Origin of the sequence: Cedecea davisae DSM 4568, from assembly GCF_000412335.2 — a bacterium.
GTDB classification, from domain to species: Bacteria; Pseudomonadota; Gammaproteobacteria; order Enterobacterales; family Enterobacteriaceae; genus Cedecea; species Cedecea davisae.
In genome coordinates, this window is record NZ_KE161030.1 from 316,043 (window position 1) to 342,032 (window position 25,990).

Sequence of the window (25,990 nt, forward strand, 5' to 3'; positions counted from 1 at the left end):
TTCTTTTTGTACTACAGCTTGCTGGCATCCACCACTGCCTTAACAAAGGCCTCCGGTGCTTCCTGCGGCGGGTTATGACCGATATTGCCGCTGAAGGTGCGGTGCTCGTACTTGCCGGTAAACTTTGCGGCATAGGCTTGCGGTGCAGGATGCGGCGCGCCGTTGTTATCCCCTTCGATGGTGATAGTCGGCACGCTGATGTTCGGCAGCGCCGCCAGCTTTTCCTCGTCTGCCGCGTATTTCTGCTCACCGTTTTCCAGCCCCTGACGCCAGCGATAATTACTTAACGTAATGGCGACGTGGTCCGGGTTATCCAGCGATTTGGCGCTGGTGTTAAACGTCTCGTCGCTGAACTTCCAGCCCGGAGAAGCCTGCTGCCAGATAAGTTTGGCGAAGTCGTGAGTATTCTGCGCATAGCCCGCCGCGCCGCGCGGAGTCGCGAAATAGAACTGATACCACCATTGCAGCTCGGCCTTCGGCGGCAGCGGTTTTTTGCCCGCCTGTTGGCTACTAATCAGATAGCCGCTGACCGAGACCAACGCTTTAACTCGCTCAGGGTGCAGCGCCGCGACGATATCTGCGGTGCGTGCGCCCCAGTCATAACCGGCGAATACCGCCTGCCTGATATGCAGCGCGTCCATTAGCGCCAGGGTGTCGTCTGCAATCGCGACCGGCTCGCCGTTACGTGGCGTGGTGGCCGAAAGGAAGCGAGTGCTGCCGAAGCCGCGCAGGTCAGGGACGATAACCCGGTAGCCCTGCTTCGCCAGCTCCGGCGCTACCGTGGCGAAGCTGTTGATGTCGTAGGGCCAGCCGTGCAGGAGAATAACCGGCTGGCCGTCTTTCGGGCCGAGGTCGACATAGCCGACGCTCAGCACGCCCGCATCGATCTGTTTTATCTGCTTTGAGTCAAAACCAGCAGCTTCCGCCTGGCAGGCGAAAACCACCGAGAGGAAAAGTGGAGCAATCAGTGCAGACAGGGTGAGTTTGTTGAACATGATGTTTTCTCCGAAGCCGTAACAAAGTGTTTGGCTATCACATCATGGGATTGTAGGCGGCGTGTTTTCCAAACCACCCTTTTTGCATGGCGGCGTATCTGGCCGGGTTCTGGATACAGTGTGATACAAAGCGGTTTGTTTTCCCCCTCGCCCCTTTGGGGAGAGGGCCGGGGTGAGGGGAAAGATTACACCGGCGTTCTTGGCGCAAGCCCCGGAGCCTGCCACATCGAGGTCGTTAAGCCGCTGTCCACCAACGTCAACTGGTCGGCATAAACCTTCTGCCATTTGTGTTTCATTTCGTTGTACAGTTCGCGGTGCTCCGGATTTGGCGTGAATTCGCGCTGCCACTGCACCAGGCTTTCTCCCGTAGCGGCCAGCGAGTCAAACAGCCCGGCCCCCACGCCCGCCGCAATGGCGCAGCCTAATGCCGTTGCCTCTTTAACCACCGGAACGCGAACCGGCAGCCCGGTTACGTCGCTAAGGATCTGGCTCCAGAGCGCACCTTTTGAGCCGCCTCCGGCAAACACCAGCGAATCAAATTTTACCCCTGAAAATCCGGATATTTGTTCGAGATTGCAGGCCGAAACAATTGCCGCATTCTCTTCAAGCGCGCGGAACAGCGTCGCCTTGTTGCATTTCTCAGGGTCAATGGAGAGGTTAATAAACGACGGCGCGGCGTGATACCACTGCTTGAAATGCATCGCGTCGGAGAAAATCGGCATCACGCCGTGGGAGCCTGCCGGAACGCGGCTGGCCATCTCTTCCATCAGGGCGTAAGTGTCTACGCCCAGCCGCTCGGCCAGCAGCTTTTCTTCCGCGCAGAAGGCGTCCCGGAACCAGCGCATCGTCAGGCCGGTAAAGAAGCTGATGGACTCCGCCTGCACCATATTTTGGATGACGTGCGGGTTAATGCGGATGTTCATTTCCGGATCGGTTTTGATCGCCGGAAGGTTAACCACCTGCTGCCAAAAAGTCCCGCCCAGCACCGCGGTTTGCCCCGCTCTGACAATGCCCAGCCCGAGGCACCCAAGCTGCACGTCGCCGCCGCCCATCACTACCGGCGTGCCTTTCAGCAGGCCGCTTTCCTCTGCCGCCTGTTGCGTCACGCCGCCAAGCACCGTCCCGGTTTCTTTCACCGGGGAAAGAATATCTGCCCGCAGCCCGGCCATATCCAGCAGCGCGGGGCGCCAGTCTCTGGTCGCCAGATCAAGCATGCCGGTGGTGCCAGCATTAGAAGGATCAACGGCCAGCTCGCCGGAGAGTCTGGCCGCCAGCCAGTCGCTGATCATCGTGACGGTTGCGGCGTTGCGATAAATATCCGGGCGATGATGAGCCAGCCACAGCAGGCGCGGCATGGCGCTCAGGGCAAGCGTCTGGCCGGAAACGTGATACACCTCGGACTCAAACCGGAAGTCGTGGATCTCTTTAAGCTCGCTGACCTCGCGGCTGGCGCGGGCATCAACGTTGGCGCAGGCCCAGATAGGTTCACCGCCGCTGTCGTACAGCACGATCCCTTCGCGCATGGAACAGCAGGAAACCGCGCTAATCGCGGCGGAGGAAAGATTGGCTTTATGCAACGCTTCGCGAATGCAGCGGCAGGTTAGCTGCCAGTTGACGGCAAGATCGAACTCCATAGAGCCCGGCACATTATCCACGCTGAGATGCTTCCACTCTGCCTGGCCGACGGCAATCTGCTGGCCTGCGGTATCGAAGATAACGGCGCGAATGCTGCCCGTCCCGGCGTCCAGTGCAAGTAAATAACTCATTAGCATGCCTCTTGCGTCATCCGTTCAATAGATAAACTCTTAGCCATAGCGAGCGATCTGACCGATCTATTTGAATGTTTTGTGATCGCTGCACGGTTGCAATCGCCGATCCATGACTAAGTTTTTGAACACTATCTGTTATTCAAAGACGAATTCCGGGAGAGGACATCATGGCAGATCTGGATGACATCAAAGACGGAAAAGACTTCGGCATTGGCCGTCCGCAGGAGAACCGGGCCTTTTACCTGAAGGGTAGCGGCGCGCTGGACTGGGGCATGCAGTCGCGGCTGGCGCGCATTTTCAATCCGGACACCGGGCGCACCGTGATGCTGGCTTTTGACCACGGCTATTTTCAGGGGCCGACCACCGGGCTGGAACGTATCGACCTGTCCATCGCCCCGCTGTTTCCTGAAACCGATGTGCTGATGTGTACCCGCGGCATCCTGCGCAGCGTAGTGCCTCCGGCCACCAACAAACCCGTGGTGCTTAGGGCTTCCGGCGGGAACTCAATTCTTAGCGAGCTCTCTCGCGAGAGCGTGGCCGTCACTATGGAAGATGCGCTGCGCCTGAACGCCTGCGCGGTGGCGGCGCAAATTTATATTGGCAGCGAATATGAGCACCAGTCGATCAACAACATCATCAAGCTGGTGGATGAAGGAACCCGCTACGGCATTCCTACGCTGGCGGTTACCGGCGTAGGCAAAGAGATGACGCGTGACGCCCGCTATTTTTCGCTGGCGAGCCGCATTGCGGCTGAGCTTGGCGCGCAGTTCGTGAAAACCTACTTTGTAGAAGAAGGCTTTGAGAAAGTAGCGGCCAGTTGCCCGGTGCCGATAGTCATCGCCGGAGGCAAAAAGCTGCCGGAGCTGGAAGCGCTGGAGATGTGCTTTAAGGCGATAGACCAGGGCGCGTCCGGCGTGGATATGGGGCGCAATATCTTCCAGTCAGAAGCCCCGCTCGCCATGCTACAGGCGGTGAAAAAGGTGGTTCACGAAAACTTTTCCGCCCGGGAGGCTTATCAGCTATGGCTTGAAGCAAAACATCAGGGAGTGAAAGCATGAACGTGACGCTGGTAGAGATAAACATTAAGCCCGAACGCGTGGACGAGTTTCTGGAAGTGTTCCGCGCCAATCACGAAGGGGCGATTAAAGAGCCGGGAAACCTGCGTTTTGACGTGTTGCAGGACCCGGAAGTTGCCACGAGGTTTTTTATTTACGAAGCTTATCAGGATGACGACGCGGTGCTGGCGCATAAGAAAACCCCGCACTATCTGGCCTGCGTTGAGAAGCTGGATGAGATGATGTCGGAGCCGCGTAAGAAGCGGAGTTTTATCGGACTGCTGCCTTAAGGGCTGCCCCTCACCCTGGCCCTCTCCCCGGAGGGGAGAGGGGATAAACAAAGAGGACACTGAATACGCCCTCTCCCCGGAGGGGAGAGGGGATAAAGCAAAGTGGGAGCTGAAAACTCCCTCTCCCTTTCAGGGAGAGGGTTGGGGTGAGGGTCAATCAGCTTTCCTGCGCTTCAGCCGTTTCATCCTGCGTCACGCGCAACGTCACAAGCGCACGCTTAGCGCAGCCCAACACCTGTTCGCACTGCTCAAGCGTCAGGGTCAGAGGCGGCTCCACGCGGATGGTTTTTGAGTTATTCAACGTGCCCGCAACCAGCACCTGCTGGCGGAACATCTGGCTGGCAAAGTTATAGCCGATATCGTTATCGCGGAACTCAATTGCCATCAGCATCCCCTGGCCGCGAGCCTCAACCACCAGATCCGGGAACTCACGGGCCAACGCGCGGAAGCCATCCAGCAAGAATCTCCCTTTCTGGGCGGCCTGAGCGGGCAGATTCTCTTCCAGCAAGTAGTGAATGGTCGCCAGCGCCGCGGCACAGGCCAGCGGGTTGCCGCCAAACGTGGTGGTGTGCAGGAACGGGTTGTCGAACAAAACAGAGAACACCTCTTCTGTCGCAACCGTTGCGCCAATCGGCATCACGCCGCCGCCAAGCGCTTTAGCCAGGCAGAGAATATCCGGCTGCACGTTTTCGTGCTCGCAGGCGAACATTTTGCCGGTGCGCCCCATCCCGGTTTGTACTTCATCCAGAATAAGCAATACGCCAAACTCGTCGCAAAGCTGGCGTACGGCGGGCAGGTAGCCCTGTGGCGGCAGAATAACGCCGCCCTCGCCCTGAATAGGTTCCAGAATAAGCGCGGCTACGTCATCCCCGGTTTTACGGCATTCGCTGAACTGGCTGCGTAACGCGTCGATATTGCCAAAGGGTACGTGGCGGAAGCCAGGCAGCAGAGGCATGAAAGGTTTGCGGAATGTGGATTTTGCGGTGGCGGATAAAGCCCCAAGAGATTTACCGTGGAACGCACCGCTGGTAGCGATGAAGGTAAATTTACCGCGTGGCGACTGATAGGCTTTAGCGAGTTTTATTGCCGCTTCAACCGATTCCGTCCCGCTATTGCTAAAGAAGCTGTATTTAAGTTTACCCGGGGTCAGCGTCGCAAGCGTTTTAGCAAGCATTGCCCTCAGGGGGTCGAGCAGTTCCTGGCTGTGCAGCGGCTGCTTTTCAAGCTGGTGCTGTACGGCGGAAACAACGGCTGGATTACGGTGCCCCACGTTAAAAATGCCGAACCCGCCCAGGCAGTCGATGTACTCTTTGCCCTGGGTGTCGACAAGCGTATTTAAACTGTTCGCCTGCCACTCTACGGCTCCGTAATCCCCACCGGCGGTAACGGACTTGCGATACTCAAGAAAACCCGGATTAACATGCTGCTGGAAGCTGTCGATAACTTCCCGGTTTAGCGCCTTCATCTCCTCATGGCTGAGTGACTTCTTTTCGATAATGCTCAATGCGTGCGCCGTACAGGCAAGGGCCGAGGCGCTGGAAGGTAACCTGTTCAAAATGTGCTCCTGGATGTGGCGTATCACGCGATACACAGGATAAGTATTGCAGGGATTGCGCCAGGTAGCGTTCCGTAAGCTAAATCGGGATAAACCTCCTTAAATATCATGCTGTGCAATAATTAATCACATCGGATTACATTTTGCGTGCTTTCCTGCTGTCGGAATTTGCAGCAGGAAGCGCTGAAGTTCACCTCTATGCACTGTTAAGGTGCAGAGTTTTCCATCCGGTGCTCACCGGCAACCAGCGCAGCGCGGTCGAAGCTGCGCTCAATGACGCCGTTTGCCATAAACGCCGCGCGGTCGGACATGTGGGCAATCACATCCGCATCGTGGCTGACCAGCAAATAGGTCATGCCGTGCTGCTGTTTCAGGCGGTTTAGCAGGTTAAGAATTTCGGCCTGTACCGACATATCCAGCGCCGATGTTGGCTCGTCCAGTAGCAGAATTTTTGGGCGCAACAGCAGCGCTCTGGCAATCGCCACACGCTGGCGCTGGCCGCCGGAAAGCTGATGCGGGTAGCGTTTAGCCGCGTCCGCCGGGAGGCCCACCTGGCTTAATGCTTCTTCCACCCGCGCCTCAATATTGCTCTCCCCGTGGATCTTCAGCGGCTCGGCCAGCGTGCGCCAGAGCGTGTGATTCGGGTGCAGCGAGGCATAAGGGTCCTGAAAAACCATCTGTACATCCCGGCGCAGCGCACCTTGAAAACGTTTGCCGGGAGCGATGTTGTTACCCAGCAGCGCCACGGAACCGTGCCACTCGCGCTGTAGACCGGCAAGCACGCGCAGAATAGTCGATTTTCCGCAGCCGGAAGCGCCTATCAGGCTAAAGGTTTCCCCTTGCTCAACCTCAAAACTGGCACCGGCCACGGCGGTTTTTACGCCGCCTTTTGCCGCAAACTGTACGTTCAGGACGCTGACATTAACGAGTGCCATTCGTTTCTCCTTGCTGGAATTCACCGCGGTTTAGCGTCGGCAGCATATGCCCATAAGTGTCCGCATTCGGGCGGCAGGTCCAGAGCGTTCTGGTGTAAGGATGCTCTGCCTGCGGTAGCTTGCCGGCGGCCATTTCATCCACCTTCTGGCCCTGATACATCACCAGAACGCGCTGGCAATGTTCAGCCACCAGAGGCAGGTCATGGCTGATTAGCAGGAGTGCCATCTGCCGCTGCTCGCACTGTGCTACGAGTAACTCAAGGATCTGGTTACGCAGGCGCGCGTCCAGCGCCGAGGTGGGTTCGTCGGCAATCAGCACTTTAGGGTTGTTAGCAAGCGCGATGGCAATCATCACGCGCTGACCCATGCCGCCGGACAGCTCACCAGGGTAGCGCGCGAGTACCGCATCCGGCAGGCCAACGGAGCGCACCAGCTCGTGGCAACGCTCGCGGCGCTCTGCGGAAGACAATTTCTGATGCAGGCGCAGCGCTTCGTCGATTTGCTGCGCCACGTTTTTCACCGGGTTCAGCGCATAGCGCGGGTCTTGCAGCACCATCGAAATCTCGCTCCCGCGCAGTTGGTTCCAGGCGCGGGCATTCATATCCAGCAGATCATGCCCCAGCAGGTTTAATTGCTCCGCACTCACCTTGCCGGGCTTACGCACCAGGCCCATTAGCGCTCTGGCGGTCATTGATTTGCCGGAGCCAGATTCGCCCACCAGCGCCAGGCGTTCGTTGCCCAGCGTAAAAGAGAGGTTGCTGACCACACGGCTGCCCGGATAGTCGATATTCAGCCCCGAAACGCTAATTCTGTTAGTCATGTTGCGGCTCCAGTACATCACGCAGGCCGTCGCCCAGCAGATTAAAGGCCAGGCTGCTCAGCAGAATGGCGGTGCCCGGGATTGCGGCAATCCACCACTGGTCGAAAATGACCTGCATGCCGTCGGCAATCATCGCGCCCCATTCCGACATCGGCGGGCGAGCGCCCAGGCCGAGGAAGCCAAGCCCGGCGGCTGCCAGAATAATTCCCGCCAGATCCAGCGCCAGGCGCACGATGGCCGACGGCAGGCAAAGCGGCAGAATATGGCCGCCCAGCAGGCGTAATCCTTTAATGCCCATCATCTCGGCGGCGGCGAGATAGTCGCTATGGCGCAGCCGCTGAATTTCGCTTCGGGCCTGACGTGCGTAGGCAGGCAAGGTGGTCAAAGCCAGCGCCAGCGCGCCGTTAACCAGCCCTGGCCCGAGCATCGCCACGAAAGCAAAAGCCAGAATCAGGCGCGGCATCGACATCACCACGTCGGTAAAGCGCATCAGGATCCGCTCAAGCCAGCCGCCGTAATAGCCGGAAAGAATACCGATAAGCAGGCCCACCGGCAGGGTAATGACCGTGACCAGCAGCACCAGGCCAAGCGCCGGACGGGTGCCGTACAGCAGGCGAGAAAGCAGGTCGCGGCCGTAGCTGTCCGTGCCCAGCAAATGATGGGCGTTCGGGGCCTGAAGGCGAGCCGCAGCGTCCTGCCAGTTGGGATCAAACGGGGCCAGCAGCGGGGCAAAAATCGCGATAAGCACCAGCACGGCGATAATCAGCAGCCCGCTGAGGGCGGCCGGGGAGCGCAGCATGCGTCGCAGAAAAAGAGAAGACGGCATTAGCGGATCCTCGGGTCGGTGGCACGCACCAGAATGTCGGTCAGGTTATTGATAATCACAAACGACACGCCAATCACCAGCGTACCGCCCATGATGGCGGTAGTATCACCGGCAAACAGCGCGGTAGTGAGATAGCGGCCAATGCCCGGCCAGGAGAAGACGGTTTCCGTCAGCACCGCGCCTTCGAGCATGCTGGTATAGGCGAGGGCGATAACGGTAAGCAGCGTGCCGCGAATATTCGGCAGCACGTGGCGGAACAGGATGGCCATATCACCGGCGCCCTTGGCGCGTGCCAGGGTGATGTACTCTTTGTTCATTTCGCTCAGGCAGGCGGTGCGCGTCAGGCGCGTAATGCTGGCAAGCGAGTAATAGGCCAGCAGCAGCACCGGCAAAATCATGTGGCTGACGGCGTTGATAAGCGCGCCTTTGTCGCCGGAAAGCCAGGTATCGATCAGCACGAAGCCGGTTTTGGCTTCGACGCTGTACTGGTAAATATCGTCCAGCCTGCCGGGGCCAGAGCTCCATTGCAGGCGGGCATAAAATAACGCCAGCATCAGCAACCCTAACCAGAAAATGGGCACCGAGTTGCCGAGCAGGGTAAAGGTGCGAACCGCCAAATCCCACGGTGAACCGGCAAAGCGCGCGCAGAGCACGCCAAACAGCACGCCGAGTACGCTACCGATAATCAGCGCCAGAGTAGCCAGCTCCAGGGTCGCGGGGAAGGCGGCAAGCAGGTCATGCAGCACCGGCTGGCCGGTGGAGCTTGCCGTGCCTAAATCACCATGGGCGAGGTTCACCAGATAGTGCCAGAACTGGACGGGAAGCGATTGATCCAGCCCGAGCTGGTGGCGAACCTGATCGTAAGTGGACTGGCTGGCGTGATCGCCGACAATTTGCAGCACCCGGTCGACCGGTGAAAGGGCGGACAAAGCGAAGGTGATGAGCAGCAGGCCGAGCAGGGTAAGAGCGAGGGTAAATATTCCCTGCAACAGGGTTAGCAGCGGTCGCCGCAGGCGGTGCGACGAAGGCGAAACTTCGGACATGGGGTACTCTTTTTATGCGCTGAGGGTAATAAAACCCTCACCCCGCCCTCTCCCGGTCAGGAAGAGGGGAACAATCTGGGTAGAGTGAGGGTTGTCTGATTACTTAGTGACGTTGTCGTAATACACCATATCCGCATTCAGACCTTGCTGGTAGCCTTTAATGTTATCGCGGACCACCACCTGGGTTTTACCCTGGTCAACAAACACATACGGGGAGCTACGCTGCAATTCTTCCTGCAGTTTGGTGTAGAGCGTTTTGCGTTTGGCCGGGTCAGCTTCGGCAACTGCCGCCAGCGTTTGCTTGCTCAGCTCTGGTATCTGCCAACCGTTCAGTCCGGCAACGGTGCTGGCCTTGCCGTCGTTATAGGCGAAGGCGCTGGCGTTGGAGTGGGCGTCGAAATAGTCAGGGATCCACAGGCGAATCGCCGCCTGGTGCTGTTTGGCGCGAACGCGGGCGTAAACCTGGCTACCGGCGGCAGGCAGTAAATCAACCTTCACGCCGCCCTGGGCGAAGCTCGCCTGCATGGACTGGGCAATGGTGATAAACGGCGGCTTGTTTTCCACGTCCAGAGAGAAGTGAGCGTCTTTAATTCCCGCTTTGGCGAGGATCTCTTTGGCTTTAGCCGGGTCAAATTTAAACGGTGAGTTCTCCAGCGCGCCCGGGAAACCGACCGGCAGGAAGCTCTGATGCACGAAATACTGGCCTTTCAGCAGATCTTTAGTAATCCCCTGGTAGTCCACGAGGTAGCGAGCCGCTTCCCACAGCGCCGGGTTTTTCAGCAGTGGGTTAGCGTTATTGCCGACGTTAAATACCAGATAGTTTTGCTCGGCGCTCGGAATGCTCAGCACTTTCACGCCCGGTTTACCTTCCAGAGCGCTGGTCTGGTCAGAGCCTAAATCACGGGCGATGTCGGCGTCACCTTGCTGGATAAGCAGGCGGCGAGCGGCCGGATCGGGCACGTTTTTAATGATGATGTTTTTAACTTTTGGCGCGTCGCCAGGCGAGGTTGGGTTGGCGTCCAGCACGATGGCCTGGTGCGGCTGATAGACGCGCATTTTGAACGGGCCGCTACCGGCGGAGTGCATTTTCAGCCACTCGTTACCGAAGTCGCCAGCTTTAACATTAGGCTCTACCGCCTTTTCATCGACGATGGAGGCGATTGGCGTGGAGAGAATATTCAGCGCTACCGCCGGGCTGACGTCCGCCGTCCAGTGTACTTCCAGCGTGTGCTCATCGACCTTTTTCAGCTGGCTTGCGATGTTATCCGGCTGCCAGCCGAGCACGTTGAGAATAAAGGCCGGGGACTTGTTCAGCGTCACCGCGCGGGTGTAAGAGAAAATAACGTCTTCCGGGCGCAGCGGGTTGCCGGAGGCAAATTTGGCATCCGGACGCAGCTTAATAGTCAGCTTTTTATGGGCGGCATCGCCTTCCCAGCTGGCGGCCAGAATTGGCACAACTTTAGCCGGGTCGGTACGGTCGGCCTGCACCAGGCGCTGGTAAAGGCTTGGCACGGTCTGAATGCTGGAAAGCTCGTTGGCTTCGGCCGGGTCGAGACTGACGATATCGTCCAGTCCCTGAGCGACAACCAGGGTATCCGGCGGCGTGGCGGCATGAGAAGCCGCGGACAGCGCGGCAAGCAGCAGTAATGGCAGAACTTTTCTTTGCATGTGTGCACCCTGTAAATTGTGTTTTTTATCGGCTTTTTCTAAGTGTATTTACGTTAGGTGAGTTATCGCAATTCACAAAGTCAAAATTGCGCTTTGCATATAAATATACGATATATCCAATGCCATAAAGTGCTGAGAATCCTCATTCCTTCAGTTTTCCTCGCAGGGAAAAGGCGCAAAAAAAAGCCTCCACGCAAAGGCGGAGGCTTTCTCATTCTTTCCCTGTACCCCTTAGTCAGGAGGGAAAAACTACTCGTTTATGCGCGGGTGCTGCTGCACCAGCAGGGTACGTTTCGCCTGTAAGTCTTCGATTTCCTTATCCAGGTCCTCGATCTTCTGCTCGATATTATCGTGATGCTCCTGAACAATCTCACGAGCTTCGGCAATATCAGAGGCCGCCGGCGTTGCGCCTTTCAGCGGTTTATTCGCCGTCTCTCTCATGGTGATGGCGGTGATAAAGCCGATAATCGCCACGACCATCAGGTAGTAAGCAGGCATCATCAGGTTCTGGGTAGTTTCTACCAGCCAGGCCGCAAGCGTAGGCGTCACGCCCGCAATCAGCACCGAGATGTTAAAGGCGCTGGCAAGGGCGCTATAACGAATATGGGTCGGGAACATCGCCGGCAGAGTGGATGCCATTACGCCGATAAAGAAGTTCAGCACCACCGCCAGTATCAGCAGACCGGCAAAAATCAGCCCAATTTCGTTGCTGTTAATCAGCATAAACGCCGGAATAGACAGCAGGAACAGGCCGAGACTGCCGAGGAAGATAAACGGACGGCGGCCAAAACGGTCGCTCAGCAGGCCAATCATCGGCTGTACGAACAGCATCCCCACCATAATGGCGATGATTATCAGCACCCCATGCTCTTCCGAATAATGCAGGTTATGGGAGAGGTAGCTCGGCATGTAGGTCAGCAGCATGTAGTAGGTTACGTTGGTGGAAATCACCAGACCGACACACACCAGCAGGCTGCGCCAGTGTTTGGTGGCAATCTCTTTAAACGATACCTTCGGCCCTTCAGCCAGGCCTTCGCGGTCGCCCTGTTCCATTTTCTCAACGTGCTGCTGGAACGCCGGAGTCTCTTCCAGCGCGTGGCGCAGGTAGAGGCCGATGATGCCCAGCGGCAGCGCCAGGAAGAACGGAATACGCCAGCCCCATTCGAGGAAGCTTTCCTCGCCGACAATCGCGGTAATCAGCACCACGACGCCCGCGCCGCAGACAAATCCGGCTATTGAACCGAAGTCCAGCCAGCTGCCCATAAAGCCGCGTTTTCGGTCGGGTGAGTATTCGGCCACAAAGATAGACGCCCCGGTATATTCGCCGCCTACCGAGAAGCCCTGGGCCATTTTGGCCAGCAGCAGCAGGATAGGTGCCCAGATGCCGATGGTGGCATAAGACGGGATAAGCCCGATGGCGAAGGTACTGAGCGACATGATGACGATGGTGATAGCCAGAATTTTCTGACGACCGTATTTATCCCCTAGCATCCCAAAGAACAGGCCGCCCAGCGGGCGAATCAGGAAAGGAACAGAGAAGGTCCCCAGCGCGGCAATCATCTGCACGCTTGGGCTGGCATCCGGGAAGAAGACTTTACCCAGGGCGTAAGCAACAAAACCATAAACACCAAAATCAAACCATTCCATCGCGTTACCGAGTGAGGCGGCAGTGATGGCTTTTTTCAGGCGCGCATCGTCAATGATAGTGACATCACTGACCTTAATCGGCCTGACTTTTTCCTTTTTAACATTTTTTATCCTCGAGTTTTCCTTGCGGGGGTAAAAATTCCCTCTGTAAGTGTAGTGTGCCGATGAACAAACGCTGGCGAAAACAGCAGCACTCAGTTCAGGTGCCAGCAAAGAGAGGTGAACAAGTAATAACACATTGAAACTATTTAAAATGCAATGCTTAAGCTAGTCTCATTAATATTGTGGCTAATACTTGGAAGTGTGATCAATATCAAATTTTTTAACTAAAGTAAAATTTCACTGCGCCGACATAACATAGATACCACTAAAGCATTAACATCTGGATAACCTCTCAAAGGGAGTTGCTATGTCCGCCCATGTGCCGGTCACCCAGCGCGAATACACGCTCGATGACGATACGACCCTGATGTCCACCACCGATCTGCAAAGTTACATTACCCACGCTAACGATACCTTCGTGCAGGTCAGCGGTTACCAGCTTCATGAACTGAGCGGCGCTGCACACAACGTCGTGCGGCATCCCGATATGCCGAAAGCGGCATTTGCCGACATGTGGTTTACCCTGCAACAGGGCGAGCCGTGGACCGGCATCGTGAAGAATCGCCGTAAAAATGGCGACCATTATTGGGTGCGGGCCAATGCCGTACCGGTGGTGCGCAACGGCAAAACGACCGGCTATATGTCGATTCGCACCAAGGCCACGCCGGAAGAAATTGCCGCCGCCGAGCCGCTGTATAAGGCCCTGAACGAAGGGCGCAGCAACAAGACCGTTTACAAAGGCCTGGTACTGCGCAAAGGCCTGTTTGGCAAGCTGCCGACGCTTTCCCTGCGCTGGCGTATTCGCGGGCTGATGGGCGGGCTGTTTGTGCTACTGATGGCCGCCGCTTTTGCGTTCGGCGAGAACCCGCTGCAAATGCTGGCCATTACGGCGTTTACCGCACTTGCCTGTATCCTGCTGGAGTGGCAAATCGCACGTCCCCTGGAAAACGTTAAACGCCAGGCGCTGGAAGTAGCGACCGGCAACAGCCACCGCGTTAAGCACCTACAGCGTAGCGACGAAATTGGCACCATTTTGCGCTCTATCGGCCAGCTTGGCCTGATGTGCCGCTGGCTGATTAATGATGTCAGCAGCCAGGTGGCAAACGTGCGTACCGGCAGCGAAGCCATGGCCAAGGGTAATGACGATCTTAACGAGCGTACCCGTCAGACGGTGGTCAACGTGCAGCAAACCGTGGCGACCATGAACCAAATGGCGGCTTCGGTACAAACCAACTCGGAAACCGCGGCGGCGGCAGACAAACTTTCCAGCTCCGCCAGCGATGCAGCCACCCAGGGCGGCCACGCGATGGAAACCGTGGTGACCACCATGGACGATATCGCAGACAGCACGCAGCGCATCGGCTCTATCACTACCCTTATCAACGACATCGCCTTCCAGACCAATATTCTGGCGCTTAACGCGGCGGTAGAAGCGGCCCGCGCCGGTGAGCAGGGTAAAGGCTTTGCGGTGGTTGCCGGTGAGGTTCGCAATTTGGCTCAGCGCAGCGCCAGTGCGGCCAACGATATCCGTAAGCTTATCGACGCCAGCGCCAGCAAGGTACAGTCGGGCACGGTACAGGTTCACGAGGCGGGCCGAACCATGCAGGACATCGTGGCTCAGGTACAAAACGTGACCCAGCTTCTCGGCCAGATTAGCCATGCCACTTCGGAACAGGCCGATGGCCTGGCGGATATCACCCGCGCGGTGGCGGAATTAAATTCCATCACTCAGAAAAACGCCGCGCTGGTGGAAGAAGGTGCGCAGGTTTCAGCGATGGTTAAACACCGCGCTACCCGCCTGCAGGATGCGGTAACCGTGCTGGGATAACGACGTAGAGCGGATAAATTATCCGCTCAGCTGCGCTTATATAAACGGCGGGGGTGACCAATTTTGCCGTACAGCATCTCTACGCTGAGAAAACCTTTTTCGACGCAGTGCTCCAGGTAGCGGCGGGCGGTGGTTTTACTCAGTTTGGTTTCGCTTACCACGTCGTCCACTGAAAAACAGCGCTGCGCTTCGCCCTCGCGAAACAGGCGCTGCACCAGCTCTAAGGTATTTTCCTCAATCCCCTTGCTGCCCGCGTCGAGCGGGGCGTTTCTTGCCTGTAGTTCATAAAGCTTATCGACGTTTTGCTGATCGACCACTTTCCATTCGCGCTGCTGCTGGCTGAACTGTACGAAGCGCTCCAGAGAGTGGCTCAGACGCTTCCACGAAACGGGCTTCAGGATGTAGTCAAACGCGCCGCTGCGGATGGCCTGGCTACAGGTATCCATATCGCTGGCGGCGGTAATGAAAATGACCGAGCACGGATACTGCTTGAGCAGGTCGCTGCCGAACAGCGTGATGCCTTTGCCGTCGGGCAAATAGTTGTCCAGCAGCAGCAACTGAGGCTGCTTTTCGCGCATCAGGCGCTGGGCGGCGGCCAGGCTGCTGGCAATGCCAACCAGATGGAGGTGAGGGTGCTTATCGATAAGCTCCGCATGGAGGGCGGCAAGTTCGCTCTCATCCTCCACGATCAGCACATTAATCATTTCATTCTGCATACTAAAAGCCTTACGTTGGGTTGAGGTTGCTGCCCGGAACGACAACGTCTGGAATAAAGACCGAGAAAACGGTTCCGCTCGGCAGGTTGTCGGAAACCTCCACGCTGCCTTTTGCCAGCGCAACATAACTGGCGATAAGGTGCAGCCCCAGCCCGTGATCGCCGTGGGTTTTGGTGGTGACGCCGGGGGTGAAAATATGCTCACGCAGCTCCGGGGCAATGCCTACGCCGTGATCGGCCACTTCAATCACCAGTTCTCGTTCGTTGAGCACGATATACACTTCAACCGGCTGGTGTTCGCCTTCGGCGCGCTGCGTGGCTTCAATTGCGTTATCCAGCAGGTTGCCAATTATCGAAATCAGCTCTGACTCCGGCACGTTAGCGGGCATGCGGGTCATGCTGCAGGCCGGGTCGAACGCCAGCACCACCCCTTTTTCTCTCGCTCTGGCATATTTCCCGAGCAGCAGCCCGCAAAGCGTGGCGGAGCAGAAACGTGCTGAGACAAAATCCAGCACTTCCTGAGCATGTTCAGACTGGGCTTTGATGTAGCGTTTTGCCTCGTCGTAGCGTGCCATATGCAGCAGCCCGGCAAGCGTTGCCATACGATTTAACTGCTCATGACGCATGATGCGCAGGTTATCGACATAACGCTTTACCTGGCTTAGCTGGAAGCTCAGGCTGTCGATATCCTTGCGGTCGCGGAAGGTGATAACCCATCCCTGCAACTTGCCCTCCAGTTCGATGCGCACCCGGCTTGCCACCACGCTGAGATCGTTGAAGGCGCAAATTTCGTCGTGGGTATCGCGAGCCAGCATCACTTCGGGGTTGAAGAACGCGACCGGGTTAATCACCTCGGCAAGCTGCCTGCCTCTGATCTCGCGCGAAGGCTGGTTCAGTCCGAGCAGTTTTTTCGCCGCCTTATTGATAACCTCAATATGCGACTGGCTATCAATGGCTATCACCCCTTCATAAATCGACTCCATCATCGCCTTCTGCTGGCGCACCAGCAGGCTTATCTGCCTGGGCTCCAGGGAAAACATCTGCTTTTTAATGCTGCGGGTGAAGTACCAGGAAAAAACGAATAAGGCGACCAGCAGAAAAGCGGCGGCCAGCAGAATATTAATCACTTTGCCGGAGGTGACATCGTCGAGATAGCTTTTCAGGTAGCCGACGGAAACGATGCCGATGACTTTGCCGTGTTGGTCAAAAATCGGCGCTTTGCTGCGTAATGAAAGACCAAGGCCGCCCTGGCGCAAAGTGGTAATGCTTTTGCCCTGTAAAACCTCTTCGTTATCGCCGCCGACCAGGGTTTTGCCCACCCGGTCTGCGTAGGCCGAGTGGTAGAGATGGATGCCGTGGTCATCGCCAATAACGATAAAGCTGGCGTCGCTGTGGCTAACCAGTTTTTGCATAAAGCTATGGATTGCCGGAATATCCTTTCTGGCTACAGAATCCTCTAATGTGGGAATTAAGGCAATATCTTCTGCCTGAATTCTGGCGCGGGTGCTCATTTCCTGATAAAGCTGGCGGCCAACGTCGAAATAGTAATAGGTGCCGAGCATGCAAAATAGCACCGAAAAAAAGGCGACGAGGTAGATAAATAAGCGTATTTGAAAAGAGACTTTCATAATCCAGCGTGTATTCAGCAGAGCAAGACGCCAGCTTAACACTGATGAGCCGCAGTCTACGTGGCTTTGAGTGAAAGTTTGAACAACCTCACGCAACGGCGTTTTTCATCCTCTATCTGCTGTTTTTTAGGCCAGCTTAAGGTTTCTCTAAGCCTATTAATAAAAACCATAAAAACCACGCCAACAATTAAAACCATTAACGCCATAGATGCCTTTAAATTAACGGTTTTAATCTGCTTGCCCTCACATTACATGGGTATTTAATCTTTTAGTCTGCTCCGACAAATTAAAATAAGGAGCTTGATTATGAGCACGACCGATGATTCCTACAACATCATTCCAGAACCTATTGATATTAATAAGCCGTCGATGAAGGAGCGCTGGTGGCATATTCTCGACAGCTGGAAAGTGGGCATTATCCCGCTGCCGCTGTTTGTTCTGGCCGGTGCGCTGATAGCCATTGACTGCCTGGGCGGCAAGCTGCCGAGCGACATCGTGGTGATGGTGGCCACTCTGGCTTTCTTCGGCTTCGCCTGCGGCGAGTTTGGTAAGCGCCTGCCGGTTATCGGCAAAATGGGCGCCGCCGCCATCTGCGCCACCTTTATCCCTTCCGCGCTAGTCTATTACGGGCTGCTGCCGGATGTCGTGGTAGAGTCCACCACCAAATTCTACAAATCCACCAACATTCTCTATCTCTACATCTGCTGCATTATCGTCGGCAGCATCATGAGCATGAACCGCACCGCGCTGATTCAGGGCTTCCTGCGCATTTTCTTCCCGATGCTGTGCGGTGAAGTGGTCGGCATGGTTGTTGGCATGGGCGTTGGGCTGGCGTTAGGCCTTGAACCCTTCCAGATCTTCTTCTTCCTGATTTTGCCTATTATGGCCGGCGGCGTGGGCGAAGGGGCTATTCCGCTTTCCATCGGCTATGCCACCCTGCTGCATATGGACCAGGGCGTGGCGCTGGGCCGCATTCTGCCTATCGTGATGCTGGGTAGCCTGACGGCGATTGTTATCTCCGGCTGCCTGAACCAACTGGGTAAGCGCTTCCCGCATCTGACCGGGGAAGGGGAGCTGATGCCGGGCAAAAAAGCCAACGGTGAGAAAGAGCCCTCCACGTCGATGTTCAGCGGTAAAGCGGATGTTACTACTATCGCTTCCGGCGCGCTGCTGGCGGTGCTGCTCTACATGGTCGGCATGCTGCTGCACAAACTGATTGGCCTGCCTGCACCGGTCGGCATGTTGTTTGTTGCCGTTCTTATCAAGCTTTGCCACGGCGTTTCTCCGCGCATGCTTGCCGGTTCGCAGGTGGTTTATAAATTCTTCCAGACCGCCGTCACCTACCCAATCCTCTTCGCCGTGGGCGTGGCGATTACGCCGTGGAACGAGCTGGTTGACGCTTTCACCATCAACAACCTGCTGGTCATCGTCAGCACCGTCAGCGCGCTGGTGGCGACCGGCTTCTTCGTCGGTAAAAAAATCGGTATGCATCCTATCGACGTGGCGATTGTCTCCTGCTGCCAGAGCGGGCAGGGCGGCACCGGCGACGTTGCGATTCTTACCGCAGGCAACCGCATGTCGCTGATGCCGTTCGCACAAATTGCCACCCGCATCGGCGGCGCAATTAACGTTTCGGTGGCGCTGCTGGTGCTTGGCAACTTTCTTGTCTGATTTTTGATTAACCAGGAACTGTTATGAAACTCGCGAGTTATTTACTGCAGGGTCAGCGTAGCTACGGCATCGTTACGCCGGAAGGCATTGTTGATCTTGGCCGTCGCTTAGGCACCCGCTTTGCGGATCTTAAGGCCCTGTTGGCGGCGGATGCCGTACACGAAGCTCTGCCGTTTGCCGGGCAGGCCGCCGACTTCTCTCCCGCCGATGTCAGCTGGCTGCCGGTGATTGAGCGCCCGGAAAAGATCCTCTGCGTTGGCATGAACTACGCCGACAAGCGCAAAGAGTTTGACCAGCACAACCCGGCTCCCACGCTGTTCGTGCGCTTTGCTGATTCCCAGACCGGACATAACGGCCCGGTGGTTAAACCGCACCACTCCAGCGAATTTGATTACGAAGGCGAGCTGGCGGTGATCATCGGCAAAGGCGGAGTGAATATCGCCGCCGCAGATGCTCTGAGCCACGTTGCCGGTTACAGCTGCTACATGGACGGTTCGGCACGGGACTGGCAGCACAGCTGGTTTACCGCCGGAAAAAACTGGCCACAGACCGGTTCCTTTGGGCCGTGGATGACTACCGCCGACGAAATTACCGATCCTCACGATCTGGCGATCCGCACCTGGCTTAACGGCCGCATGGTGCAGGAAGACAACACGAGCAGCATGATCCACAAAGTGGCGGAGCTTATCGAATACATCAGCACCTTCACTTCGCTCGGCGCTGGCGATGTGATCATTACCGGATCTCCGGGCGGGGTAGGTAAAAAACGCACGCCGCCGCTGTTTATGAAACCGGGCGATTGTATTGAAGTTGAAATTGAACGCATCGGCCATCTCAGCAACGTGATCGTTGAAGCGCGTGCGCCGCAGGCCGCCGTGGCGGTGGCTCACTAACGCCATGTACCACTCCACACCCATTGAGTTCAGAACCGTCGATCCTCTAAGACAGCCGCAGGAGCTGGCGGCGATCCGTGAGCTACTGGAATGCAATCAGCTCGGCCTCGACGGCGATATTCAGCTGTTTGTGGTTGCCGCTGCGGGACGCCGGATCGTGGGCTGTGCGGGGCTGGCGTGGCGCACCATCAAATGCGTGGCGGTGGATGAGGCCTGGCGCGGCGATAACCTCAGCGTTCGTTTGCTGGGCGAGATACAGCACATGGCGATGGAGCGCGGCAATGCGCATCTGTTTCTGTTTACTCGCCCGCACAATCTTGAGCGCTTTCGCCAGGGCGGCTTCTGGCCGCTGGTGCAGGTGGAAGAGACGGCGGTGCTGATGGAAAACACGCCCGTCGGCATTAGCCGCTACTGCGCCGGGCTGGAAAAAAAGCGCAAGCCCGGGAGCCGCATCGGCTCGATTGTGATGAACGCCAACCCGTTCACCCTGGGCCACCGCTATTTAGCGGAGCAGGCGGCGGCGCGCTGCGACTGGCTGCATCTGTTCGTGGTACGTGAAGACGCCTCCTTTTTCCCGTTTGAAGAGCGCTGGGAGATGGTTTGCCGGGGCGTGGCGCATTTGCCGAACGTCATCGTGCATCGGGGTTCCGACTACCTGATTTCCCGCGCCACTTTTCCGGGCTATTTCCTGAAGGAGAGCGGCCTTATCGACAAAACCTGGAGCGCGATGGACTTGATGATTTTCCGCGACTACATCGCTCCCGCGCTCGGAATCACCCACCGTTTTGTTGGCAACGAACCGTTTTGCGCCGTCACGCGTGAGTACAACCAGGCCATGCGCTACTGGCTTGAGGTACACCGCAACCATAGCGCGGCCTCGCTTCAGGTGGTGGAGCTGCCGCGTAAATGCCATGCCGCCGGGCGGGCGATATCCGCCTCGGAAGTCCGTGCCTTACTCAAGAGCCAGCAAATGGCCCGCATCCGGGAAATAGTCCCGGAAACAACCTTTAGCCATCTCCAGCGTTATTACGCTCTGGATGTGGCCTGATTTTTTAACCAGGACAAAGCCTTATGAAAATAGTTAAGGAAGCTTTAGCCGGCACGCTCGAGTCCAGCGATCTGCTGGTGCGGGTGGCTCCCGCCGAAGGGGAATTCAGCCTGATTACCCACAGCGAAGTGCAAAAGCAGTTTGGCGAGCAGATTCGCAAAGTAGCGGAGCAGACCCTGCAACAGCTCGGGGTGAAAGAGGGCATTTTTATTCTTGAAGACAAAGGCGCGCTGGACTGCGTGATCCGCGCCCGGCTGCAAAGCGCGGTGCTGCGTGCGGCCAACGTCGAACAAATTGACTGGGAAAAATTACAATGAAAAAACTCCGTCGCAGCATGCTATTTCTCCCCGGCGCCAATGCCGCCATGCTTTCAACCGCTTTTATCTACCGCCCGGACTCGATCATGTTCGATCTGGAAGATGCGGTTGCCCTGCGCGAGAAAGATACCGCCCGCGTGCTGGTATTCCACGCGCTCCAGCATCCGATGTACCGCGATATTGAAACCGTGGTACGCATCAATCCGTTGAATACGCCTTTTGGTCTTGCCGATCTTGAAGCTGTAGTTCGCGCCGGTGTGGACGTAGTGCGCCTGCCGAAAACCGATACGCAGGAAGATATCTTCCTGCTTGAATCGCACCTTGAACGCATTGAAAAAGCGTGCGGGCGCGAGCCGGGTTCCACCAAATTAATGGCGGCGATTGAGTCCGCCGTGGGCGTGATAAACGCCGTGGCTATTGCTCGTTCCTCCCCGCGCCTTATCGGTATTGCGCTGGCGGCGTTTGACTACGTGATGGATATGCAGACCGAACGCGGCGACGGCACGGAGCTTTTCTATGCTCGCTGTGCGGTGCTGCATGCCGCTCGTGCCGCAGGAATTGATGCCTTCGATGTGGTTTGGTCGGACGTGAATAACGAAGCGGGATTCCTGCGCGAAGTCGAGCTGATCCGCAAGATGGGCTTCAACGGGAAATCGCTGATTAACCCACGGCAGATTGAGCTGCTGCATAACGCCTACGCGCCGACTCAGGAAGAGGTTGATTATGCTCGCCGGGTGATTGCCGCGGCGGATGAAGGCGAGCGTAACGGGCTGGGCGTGGTGTCGCTCAACGGCAAGATGATTGATGCGCCAATTATCAATCACGCGCAGGTGGTGCTGGAACGCGCTTCTGCTTCCGGCGTGCGTCGCTAAGGATAAAACAATGAGCAATATGACTGAACTTTTGCACCTCGATTACCCGCATCTTTCGCATCTCACTGATTTTGAAGGTGCGCACCAGATTACCCCGTGGCTTAAGGACGCTGAGGCGAAGAAAAACCGCAAACTCTGCGGCACGCTGGAGCAGGCGATTGCCCAAAGCGGGCTGAAAGACGGCATGACCATTTCCTTCCATCACGCGTTTCGCGAGGGAGACCGCGTGATTAACCACGTAGTCGCCACGCTCGCTCGCCTCGGCTTTAAAAACCTCACTCTGGCCTCCAGTTCGTTGATGACCTGCAATGAAGCGCTTATCGAGCACATCCGCTCCGGCGTTATCACCCGTATTTACACCTCGGGCATGCGCGGCAAGCTGGCGGAGGCTATTTCTCACGGCCTGATGGACGAGCCGGTGCAAATTCACTCCCACGGCGGCCGCGTGAAGCTGTTGCAGGACGGCGAGCTGAACATCGACGTGGCGTTTCTGGGCGTGCCGTGTAGCGATGAGTTCGGCAATGCCAACGGCACTCACGGTAAATCCTGCTGCGGCTCGCTTGGCTATGCCAAAGTGGACGCCCACTTTGCCCGCAAAGTTGTGCTACTGGCCGAAGAACTGGTGCCGTTTCCCAATATGCCCGCCAGCCTGATACAGGACGAAGTGGATTACATCGTCAAGGTCGATACCGTCGGCGATCCGGCCAAAATTAGCGTGGGCGCGGCCCGCGTCACCAGCAACCCGCGCGAGCTGATGATTGCCCGTGCGGCCGCCGAAGTCATCGAGCACTCGGGGTATTTTCGTAACGGTTTCTCAATGCAAACCGGCTCCGGCGCGGCGGCTACCGCCTGCACGCGCTTTATGGAAGAGAAAATGGAACGCAACGGCGTGGTGGCTCGCTTCGCGCTGGGCGGGATCACCGGGAGCCTGGTTGATCTGCATGAGAAAGGCCTGATCGAAAAGCTGCTCGATACTCAATGCTTTGACGGACAGGCAGCGGCCTCGCTGGCGCGTAACCCGAACCACGTTGAGATCTCCACCAACGTCTACGCCAACCCGACGGCAAAAGCCGCCAGCTGCGACCAGCTGGACGTGGTTATTCTCAGCGCCTTAGAGATAGATATCGATTTTAACGTCAATGTAATAACCGGCTCCGACGGCGTCATGCGCGGCGCTTCCGGCGGCCACTGCGACGTAGCCAGCGCCGCAAACCTGACGATTGTGGTCGCGCCGCTGCTGCGCACCCGCATTCCGACCGTAGTCAAACGCGTCACCACGCGGGTAACGCCGGGTGAAAGTATCGACGTCCTGGTTACCGACCACGGCATTGCCGTGAATCCGGCGCGCCCGGAGATCCGCGAACGGCTGCTGGCCGCGGGCGTGAAAGTTGTGGATATCGCAGATCTCTACAAACGCGCCATTTCCCTGACCGGGGAGCCAAGGCCTATCGAGTTCACCCGGCGTATTGTCGGCGTGATCCGCTACCGTGACGGCAGCGTGATCGACGTGGTGCGCCAGGTCAAAGAGGAGTAAACACCATGAGCGAAGCCCTGCTGGAGCATGAAGGCATTACCCTTGAAGCGCTGCTGGAGGCCAAAGAGAAGCGCGCCCGCAGGCAGCATGACTGGCTGGTGCGCCACCGGCAGCCGGTGCTTTCCCTGACGCTGGTGACGCCCGGTCCGGTTAAAGACAGCATTCGCTACCGCAACTGCATGGCGGTGGCTTTGCAGGCGTGCGATCAGCTGCTGTGGCAGCGTCACTGGCCGGTGCTGGAGAGGCAGGTATTTTGGCTGCCAACCGGGGCGGAAGCGATGTGGAGCGTGGCACATGCGGCTAGCGAGCTGAAAGCGGCAACGGTAGAGCTGGAGCAAACTCACCCGCTCGGCAGGCTGTGGGACGCAGATGTTATCTGCCCGGAGAACGGCCCGGTGGGGCGAAGCTCGTTGGATATGGCGGGGCGACGTTGCCTGGTATGTAACGAACCGGCTCATGCCTGCGCCCGTTCCCGCCGCCATCCGCTGGATGAGGTGACTCAACGCGTAGAGAGGCTAATAGATGGCTGGTTTGCCAGAGATTAATCCCGTCGCCGCGTCGCTGCCGGACGTTCCGGGGCTGGTGCGGCAGGCCCTGCTGGATGAAGTCTGGCTGACGCCAAAGCCTGGGCTGGTGGATAGCGCAAATAACGGCTCGCATCGGGATATGGACTTGCCGATGTTTCTTCGCAGTATCGCCGCTATATCGCCGTGGTTCGGCACTTTTCACGCGCTTGGGCTTGAGCACGCCGGGCGCGGGAGCGGTGAAATGCTGCGGCTGATCCGCCCGGCCGGAATAGCCTGCGAGCAGGCGATGTATCAGGCCACCGGCGGGGTGAACACGCATAAAGGCGGCGTGTTCTCTCTCGGGCTGCTGTCTACCGCCGCAGGCCGCCTGCTGGGGCAGGGGGAAAAATTGACCGCCGCGAAGCTGTGCGCCACGGTGGGTGAGATGTGCAGCGGCCTGGTGGAAAGAGAGCTGGTTATGGCGCGTAAGGCGGCAACCGTTGGTGAAAGGCTGTATCAGCAGTTTGGTTTGACCGGGGCGCGTGGCGAAGCCGAAAGCGGATTTTTGACGGTACGCCAACATGTGCTGCCTTACTGGCATCAGGAAGCCGACCCGCAGCGCCGTCTTTTGAATGCGATGCTGCGCCTGATGGCGGTTAATCCTGATACCAATCTGGCGTCGCGAGGCGGGCTGACCGGCCTGCGCTACGTGCAGCGCTATGCCGCTCGCCTGCTGAAACAGGGCTGGACGACAGAAGATTTACAGCAGATGGACTCGGAGCTGATGGCCCGTAATCTCAGCCCCGGCGGCAGCGCCGATCTGCTGGCCGTAAGTATCGTTTTAGCGGAAGTTGCGGCATAAATCCTATGCCGCACGAATTTCATGCTGCCCCAGCCCGATTTTGACTAGTCTGAAGTTTTCACTCTGGAAAACTAAGGAGCTCCTGATGGCCCAGTCTGCTGATAAAAACCGTCGCTTCGTCCTGGCACAGCGCCCGCAGGGCATGCCAACTCGCGAAGATATTCATCTGGAAGAGATCGCCGTGCCCGCGCCCGGTAAAGGCGAGGTGCTGCTGCGCACTCTTTATCTTTCACTCGACCCGTATATGCGTGGGCGCATGAGTGACGCCAAATCTTACTCTGCACCCATTGGTATCGGCGAAGTGATTGTTGGCGGGACCGTTAGCCGCGTGGAAAGCTCTCAGCATCCCGATTATCAGCCCGGCGACCTGGTGCTGTCCTATGCTGGCTGGCAGGACTACGCTATTTCGAACGGCGAAGGGCTCCGCAAGCTGGATAAAAATATGGCGCATCCTTCCTGGGCGCTGGGGCTGCTTGGGATGCCGGGCTTTACCGGCTATATGGGGCTGACCGATATCGGCAATCCGCAGCCGGGTGAAACGGTGGTGGTAGCGGCGGCCAGCGGAGCCGTGGGTTCCGTTGTCGGGCAAACCGCTCGCCTGCGTGGCGCGAAGGTCGTTGGTATTGCAGGCGGGGAAGAGAAATGCCGCTATGTAAAAGAGACGCTGAAGTTTGATGTTTGTCTCGATCACCGCGCCAGCGGCTTTGCCGAACAGCTGGCAAAAGCCTGCCCGAACGGCATCGATGTCTATTTTGAAAACGTCGGTGGCGCGGTGTTTGACGCGGTGCTCCCGCTGCTTAACACCAAAGCGCGCATCCCTGTTTGCGGCATGATAAGCCAGTACAACGGTGAAAATAGCGCCTTTGAACAAGACCGTTTGCCGCTGCTGATGTCGACCATTCTGAAAAAACGCATGCGCGTGGAAGGTTTTATCATCAGCCTGGATTACGGCCATCGTTACGAAGAATTCTTTAAACAGATGAGCGAATGGATTGCTGCCGGTGAGATTGAGTTCCGCGAAGATATTGTGGACGGCCTGGAGAAAAGCGTCGAGGCGTTCCAGGGCCTGCTTTCCGGGAAGAACTTCGGCAAGTTGATTGTTAAGGTGGCTGAGTAATACAACCCCCTCTCCTCCGCGGAAGAGAGGGCCCATTTCCCGGGAAATTAAATGAGAATATTTTTTATTTGAAAGTTGTTCTTGATAAATGAGTAAGGACGTGAGAGATTAGCTCTCGGTTTGGAACACAGACCTTATGAAAGCAGTTTTAGTAAAGCAGTCCTCAGTTCAAGCGCTATCTTAGATATCCCTTCTTCTCGAGTCTCCTCCTAAGTGCCCGAATAAGTCCAACTCTGCTGAACAGACCATGTTCGCCGCGTTTAGTGGCTCAAGATAATGAAAAAGGTAATATCT

At 57.1% G+C, this 25,990-nt stretch carries 23 protein-coding genes; 12 read left to right on the forward strand and 11 right to left on the reverse strand.

Features of this window, described 5'->3' with window-relative positions; translation table 11 throughout:
- Window positions 1-11: 11 nt before the first annotated feature.
- Window positions 12-995 carry an alpha/beta fold hydrolase gene (locus HMPREF0201_RS01560; protein WP_016534687.1) on the reverse strand — a complete coding sequence of 328 codons (984 nt, stop codon included), beginning with the start codon at window positions 993-995 and terminating at the stop codon, window positions 12-14.
- A gap of 185 nt (window positions 996-1,180) precedes the next feature.
- Window positions 1,181-2,761, reverse strand: a complete 1,581-nt coding sequence (gene lsrK / locus HMPREF0201_RS01565) for an autoinducer-2 kinase (protein WP_039897862.1) — start codon at window positions 2,759-2,761, stop codon at window positions 1,181-1,183.
- Window positions 2,762-2,931: 170 nt separating this feature from the next.
- Between lsrK and lsrF the strand changes: the two genes are divergently transcribed.
- Window positions 2,932-3,822, forward strand: coding sequence for a 3-hydroxy-5-phosphonooxypentane-2,4-dione thiolase (gene lsrF / locus HMPREF0201_RS01570; RefSeq protein WP_016534689.1), 891 nt, complete (start codon window positions 2,932-2,934; stop codon window positions 3,820-3,822).
- Window positions 3,819-4,109 carry a (4S)-4-hydroxy-5-phosphonooxypentane-2,3-dione isomerase gene (lsrG, locus tag HMPREF0201_RS01575; RefSeq protein WP_016534690.1) on the forward strand — a complete coding sequence of 97 codons (291 nt, stop codon included), beginning with the start codon at window positions 3,819-3,821 and terminating at the stop codon, window positions 4,107-4,109. Before lsrF ends, lsrG begins: the two co-directional genes overlap by 4 nt.
- 157 nt (window positions 4,110-4,266) lie before the next feature.
- Here the strand turns inward: lsrG and ygjG are convergent, their stop codons facing one another.
- From ygjG to proP, 7 genes are all read right to left on the reverse strand, one after another.
- The gene (gene ygjG / locus HMPREF0201_RS01580) at window positions 4,267-5,664 is read right to left on the reverse strand and encodes a putrescine aminotransferase (protein ID WP_209420409.1); all 1,398 of its coding nucleotides are present in this window, start codon (window positions 5,662-5,664) and stop codon (window positions 4,267-4,269) included.
- A 206-nt stretch (window positions 5,665-5,870) separates the two neighbouring features.
- Window positions 5,871-6,599, reverse strand: coding sequence for an ABC transporter ATP-binding protein (locus HMPREF0201_RS01585; RefSeq protein ID WP_016534692.1), 729 nt, complete (start codon window positions 6,597-6,599; stop codon window positions 5,871-5,873).
- On the reverse strand, window positions 6,586-7,419 hold the full coding sequence (locus HMPREF0201_RS01590) for an ABC transporter ATP-binding protein (RefSeq protein WP_016534693.1): 834 nt from the start codon (window positions 7,417-7,419) through the stop codon (window positions 6,586-6,588). Before HMPREF0201_RS01590 ends, HMPREF0201_RS01585 begins: the two co-directional genes overlap by 14 nt.
- A complete protein-coding gene (locus HMPREF0201_RS01595; protein WP_039897864.1) occupies window positions 7,412-8,245 on the reverse strand; it encodes an ABC transporter permease in 834 nt (277 codons plus the stop codon). Before HMPREF0201_RS01595 ends, HMPREF0201_RS01590 begins: the two co-directional genes overlap by 8 nt.
- Window positions 8,245-9,288 carry an ABC transporter permease gene (locus HMPREF0201_RS01600; protein WP_016534695.1) on the reverse strand — a complete coding sequence of 348 codons (1,044 nt, stop codon included), beginning with the start codon at window positions 9,286-9,288 and terminating at the stop codon, window positions 8,245-8,247. Before HMPREF0201_RS01600 ends, HMPREF0201_RS01595 begins: the two co-directional genes overlap by 1 nt.
- A 99-nt stretch (window positions 9,289-9,387) precedes the next feature.
- Window positions 9,388-10,956, reverse strand: coding sequence for an ABC transporter substrate-binding protein (locus HMPREF0201_RS01605; RefSeq protein ID WP_016534696.1), 1,569 nt, complete (start codon window positions 10,954-10,956; stop codon window positions 9,388-9,390).
- Window positions 10,957-11,205: 249 nt separating this feature from the next.
- Complete coding sequence (gene proP, locus HMPREF0201_RS01610) at window positions 11,206-12,714, reverse strand: glycine betaine/L-proline transporter ProP (RefSeq protein WP_039899085.1); 1,509 nt, start codon at window positions 12,712-12,714, stop codon at window positions 11,206-11,208.
- A 298-nt stretch (window positions 12,715-13,012) separates the two neighbouring features.
- On the opposite strand from proP, the gene HMPREF0201_RS01615 reads away from it, so the two are divergent.
- Complete coding sequence (locus HMPREF0201_RS01615; protein WP_016534698.1) at window positions 13,013-14,533, forward strand: methyl-accepting chemotaxis protein; 1,521 nt, start codon at window positions 13,013-13,015, stop codon at window positions 14,531-14,533.
- A gap of 26 nt (window positions 14,534-14,559) precedes the next feature.
- Here the strand turns inward: HMPREF0201_RS01615 and HMPREF0201_RS01620 are convergent, their stop codons facing one another.
- Both HMPREF0201_RS01620 and HMPREF0201_RS01625 read right to left on the reverse strand, forming a co-directional pair.
- On the reverse strand, window positions 14,560-15,249 hold the full coding sequence (locus HMPREF0201_RS01620; protein WP_016534699.1) for a response regulator: 690 nt from the start codon (window positions 15,247-15,249) through the stop codon (window positions 14,560-14,562).
- A gap of 10 nt (window positions 15,250-15,259) precedes the next feature.
- A complete protein-coding gene (locus HMPREF0201_RS01625; protein WP_016534700.1) occupies window positions 15,260-16,876 on the reverse strand; it encodes an ATP-binding protein in 1,617 nt (538 codons plus the stop codon).
- A gap of 306 nt (window positions 16,877-17,182) precedes the next feature.
- Between HMPREF0201_RS01625 and HMPREF0201_RS01630 the strand changes: the two genes are divergently transcribed.
- From HMPREF0201_RS01630 to HMPREF0201_RS01670, 9 genes are all read left to right on the forward strand, one after another.
- On the forward strand, window positions 17,183-18,547 hold the full coding sequence (locus tag HMPREF0201_RS01630; RefSeq protein ID WP_016534702.1) for a 2-hydroxycarboxylate transporter family protein: 1,365 nt from the start codon (window positions 17,183-17,185) through the stop codon (window positions 18,545-18,547).
- A 23-nt stretch (window positions 18,548-18,570) separates the two neighbouring features.
- Window positions 18,571-19,440: a fumarylacetoacetate hydrolase family protein gene (locus HMPREF0201_RS01635; RefSeq protein ID WP_016534703.1), complete on the forward strand. Its 870-nt coding sequence runs from the start codon at window positions 18,571-18,573 to the stop codon at window positions 19,438-19,440.
- Window positions 19,441-19,444: 4 nt separating this feature from the next.
- A complete protein-coding gene (gene citC, locus HMPREF0201_RS01640) occupies window positions 19,445-20,488 on the forward strand; it encodes a [citrate (pro-3S)-lyase] ligase (protein WP_016534704.1) in 1,044 nt (347 codons plus the stop codon).
- A 23-nt stretch (window positions 20,489-20,511) separates the two neighbouring features.
- A complete protein-coding gene (gene citD / locus HMPREF0201_RS01645; protein ID WP_016534705.1) occupies window positions 20,512-20,805 on the forward strand; it encodes a citrate lyase acyl carrier protein in 294 nt (97 codons plus the stop codon).
- Window positions 20,802-21,677: a citrate (pro-3S)-lyase subunit beta gene (gene citE / locus HMPREF0201_RS01650; RefSeq protein ID WP_016534706.1), complete on the forward strand. Its 876-nt coding sequence runs from the start codon at window positions 20,802-20,804 to the stop codon at window positions 21,675-21,677. The genes citD and citE overlap by 4 nt, the downstream gene beginning before the upstream one ends.
- Window positions 21,678-21,687: 10 nt before the next feature.
- Entirely contained in the window at window positions 21,688-23,211 is a 1,524-nt protein-coding gene (gene citF / locus HMPREF0201_RS01655) for a citrate lyase subunit alpha (RefSeq protein WP_016534707.1), read from the forward strand.
- A 5-nt stretch (window positions 23,212-23,216) separates the two neighbouring features.
- The gene (gene citX, locus HMPREF0201_RS01660; RefSeq protein ID WP_016534708.1) at window positions 23,217-23,756 is read left to right on the forward strand and encodes a citrate lyase holo-[acyl-carrier protein] synthase; all 540 of its coding nucleotides are present in this window, start codon (window positions 23,217-23,219) and stop codon (window positions 23,754-23,756) included.
- Window positions 23,734-24,579: a triphosphoribosyl-dephospho-CoA synthase CitG gene (gene citG, locus HMPREF0201_RS01665; RefSeq protein WP_016534709.1), complete on the forward strand. Its 846-nt coding sequence runs from the start codon at window positions 23,734-23,736 to the stop codon at window positions 24,577-24,579. The genes citX and citG overlap by 23 nt, the downstream gene beginning before the upstream one ends.
- An 85-nt stretch (window positions 24,580-24,664) precedes the next feature.
- On the forward strand, window positions 24,665-25,696 hold the full coding sequence (locus HMPREF0201_RS01670; protein WP_039897867.1) for an NADP-dependent oxidoreductase: 1,032 nt from the start codon (window positions 24,665-24,667) through the stop codon (window positions 25,694-25,696).
- Window positions 25,697-25,990: the final 294 nt, after the last annotated feature.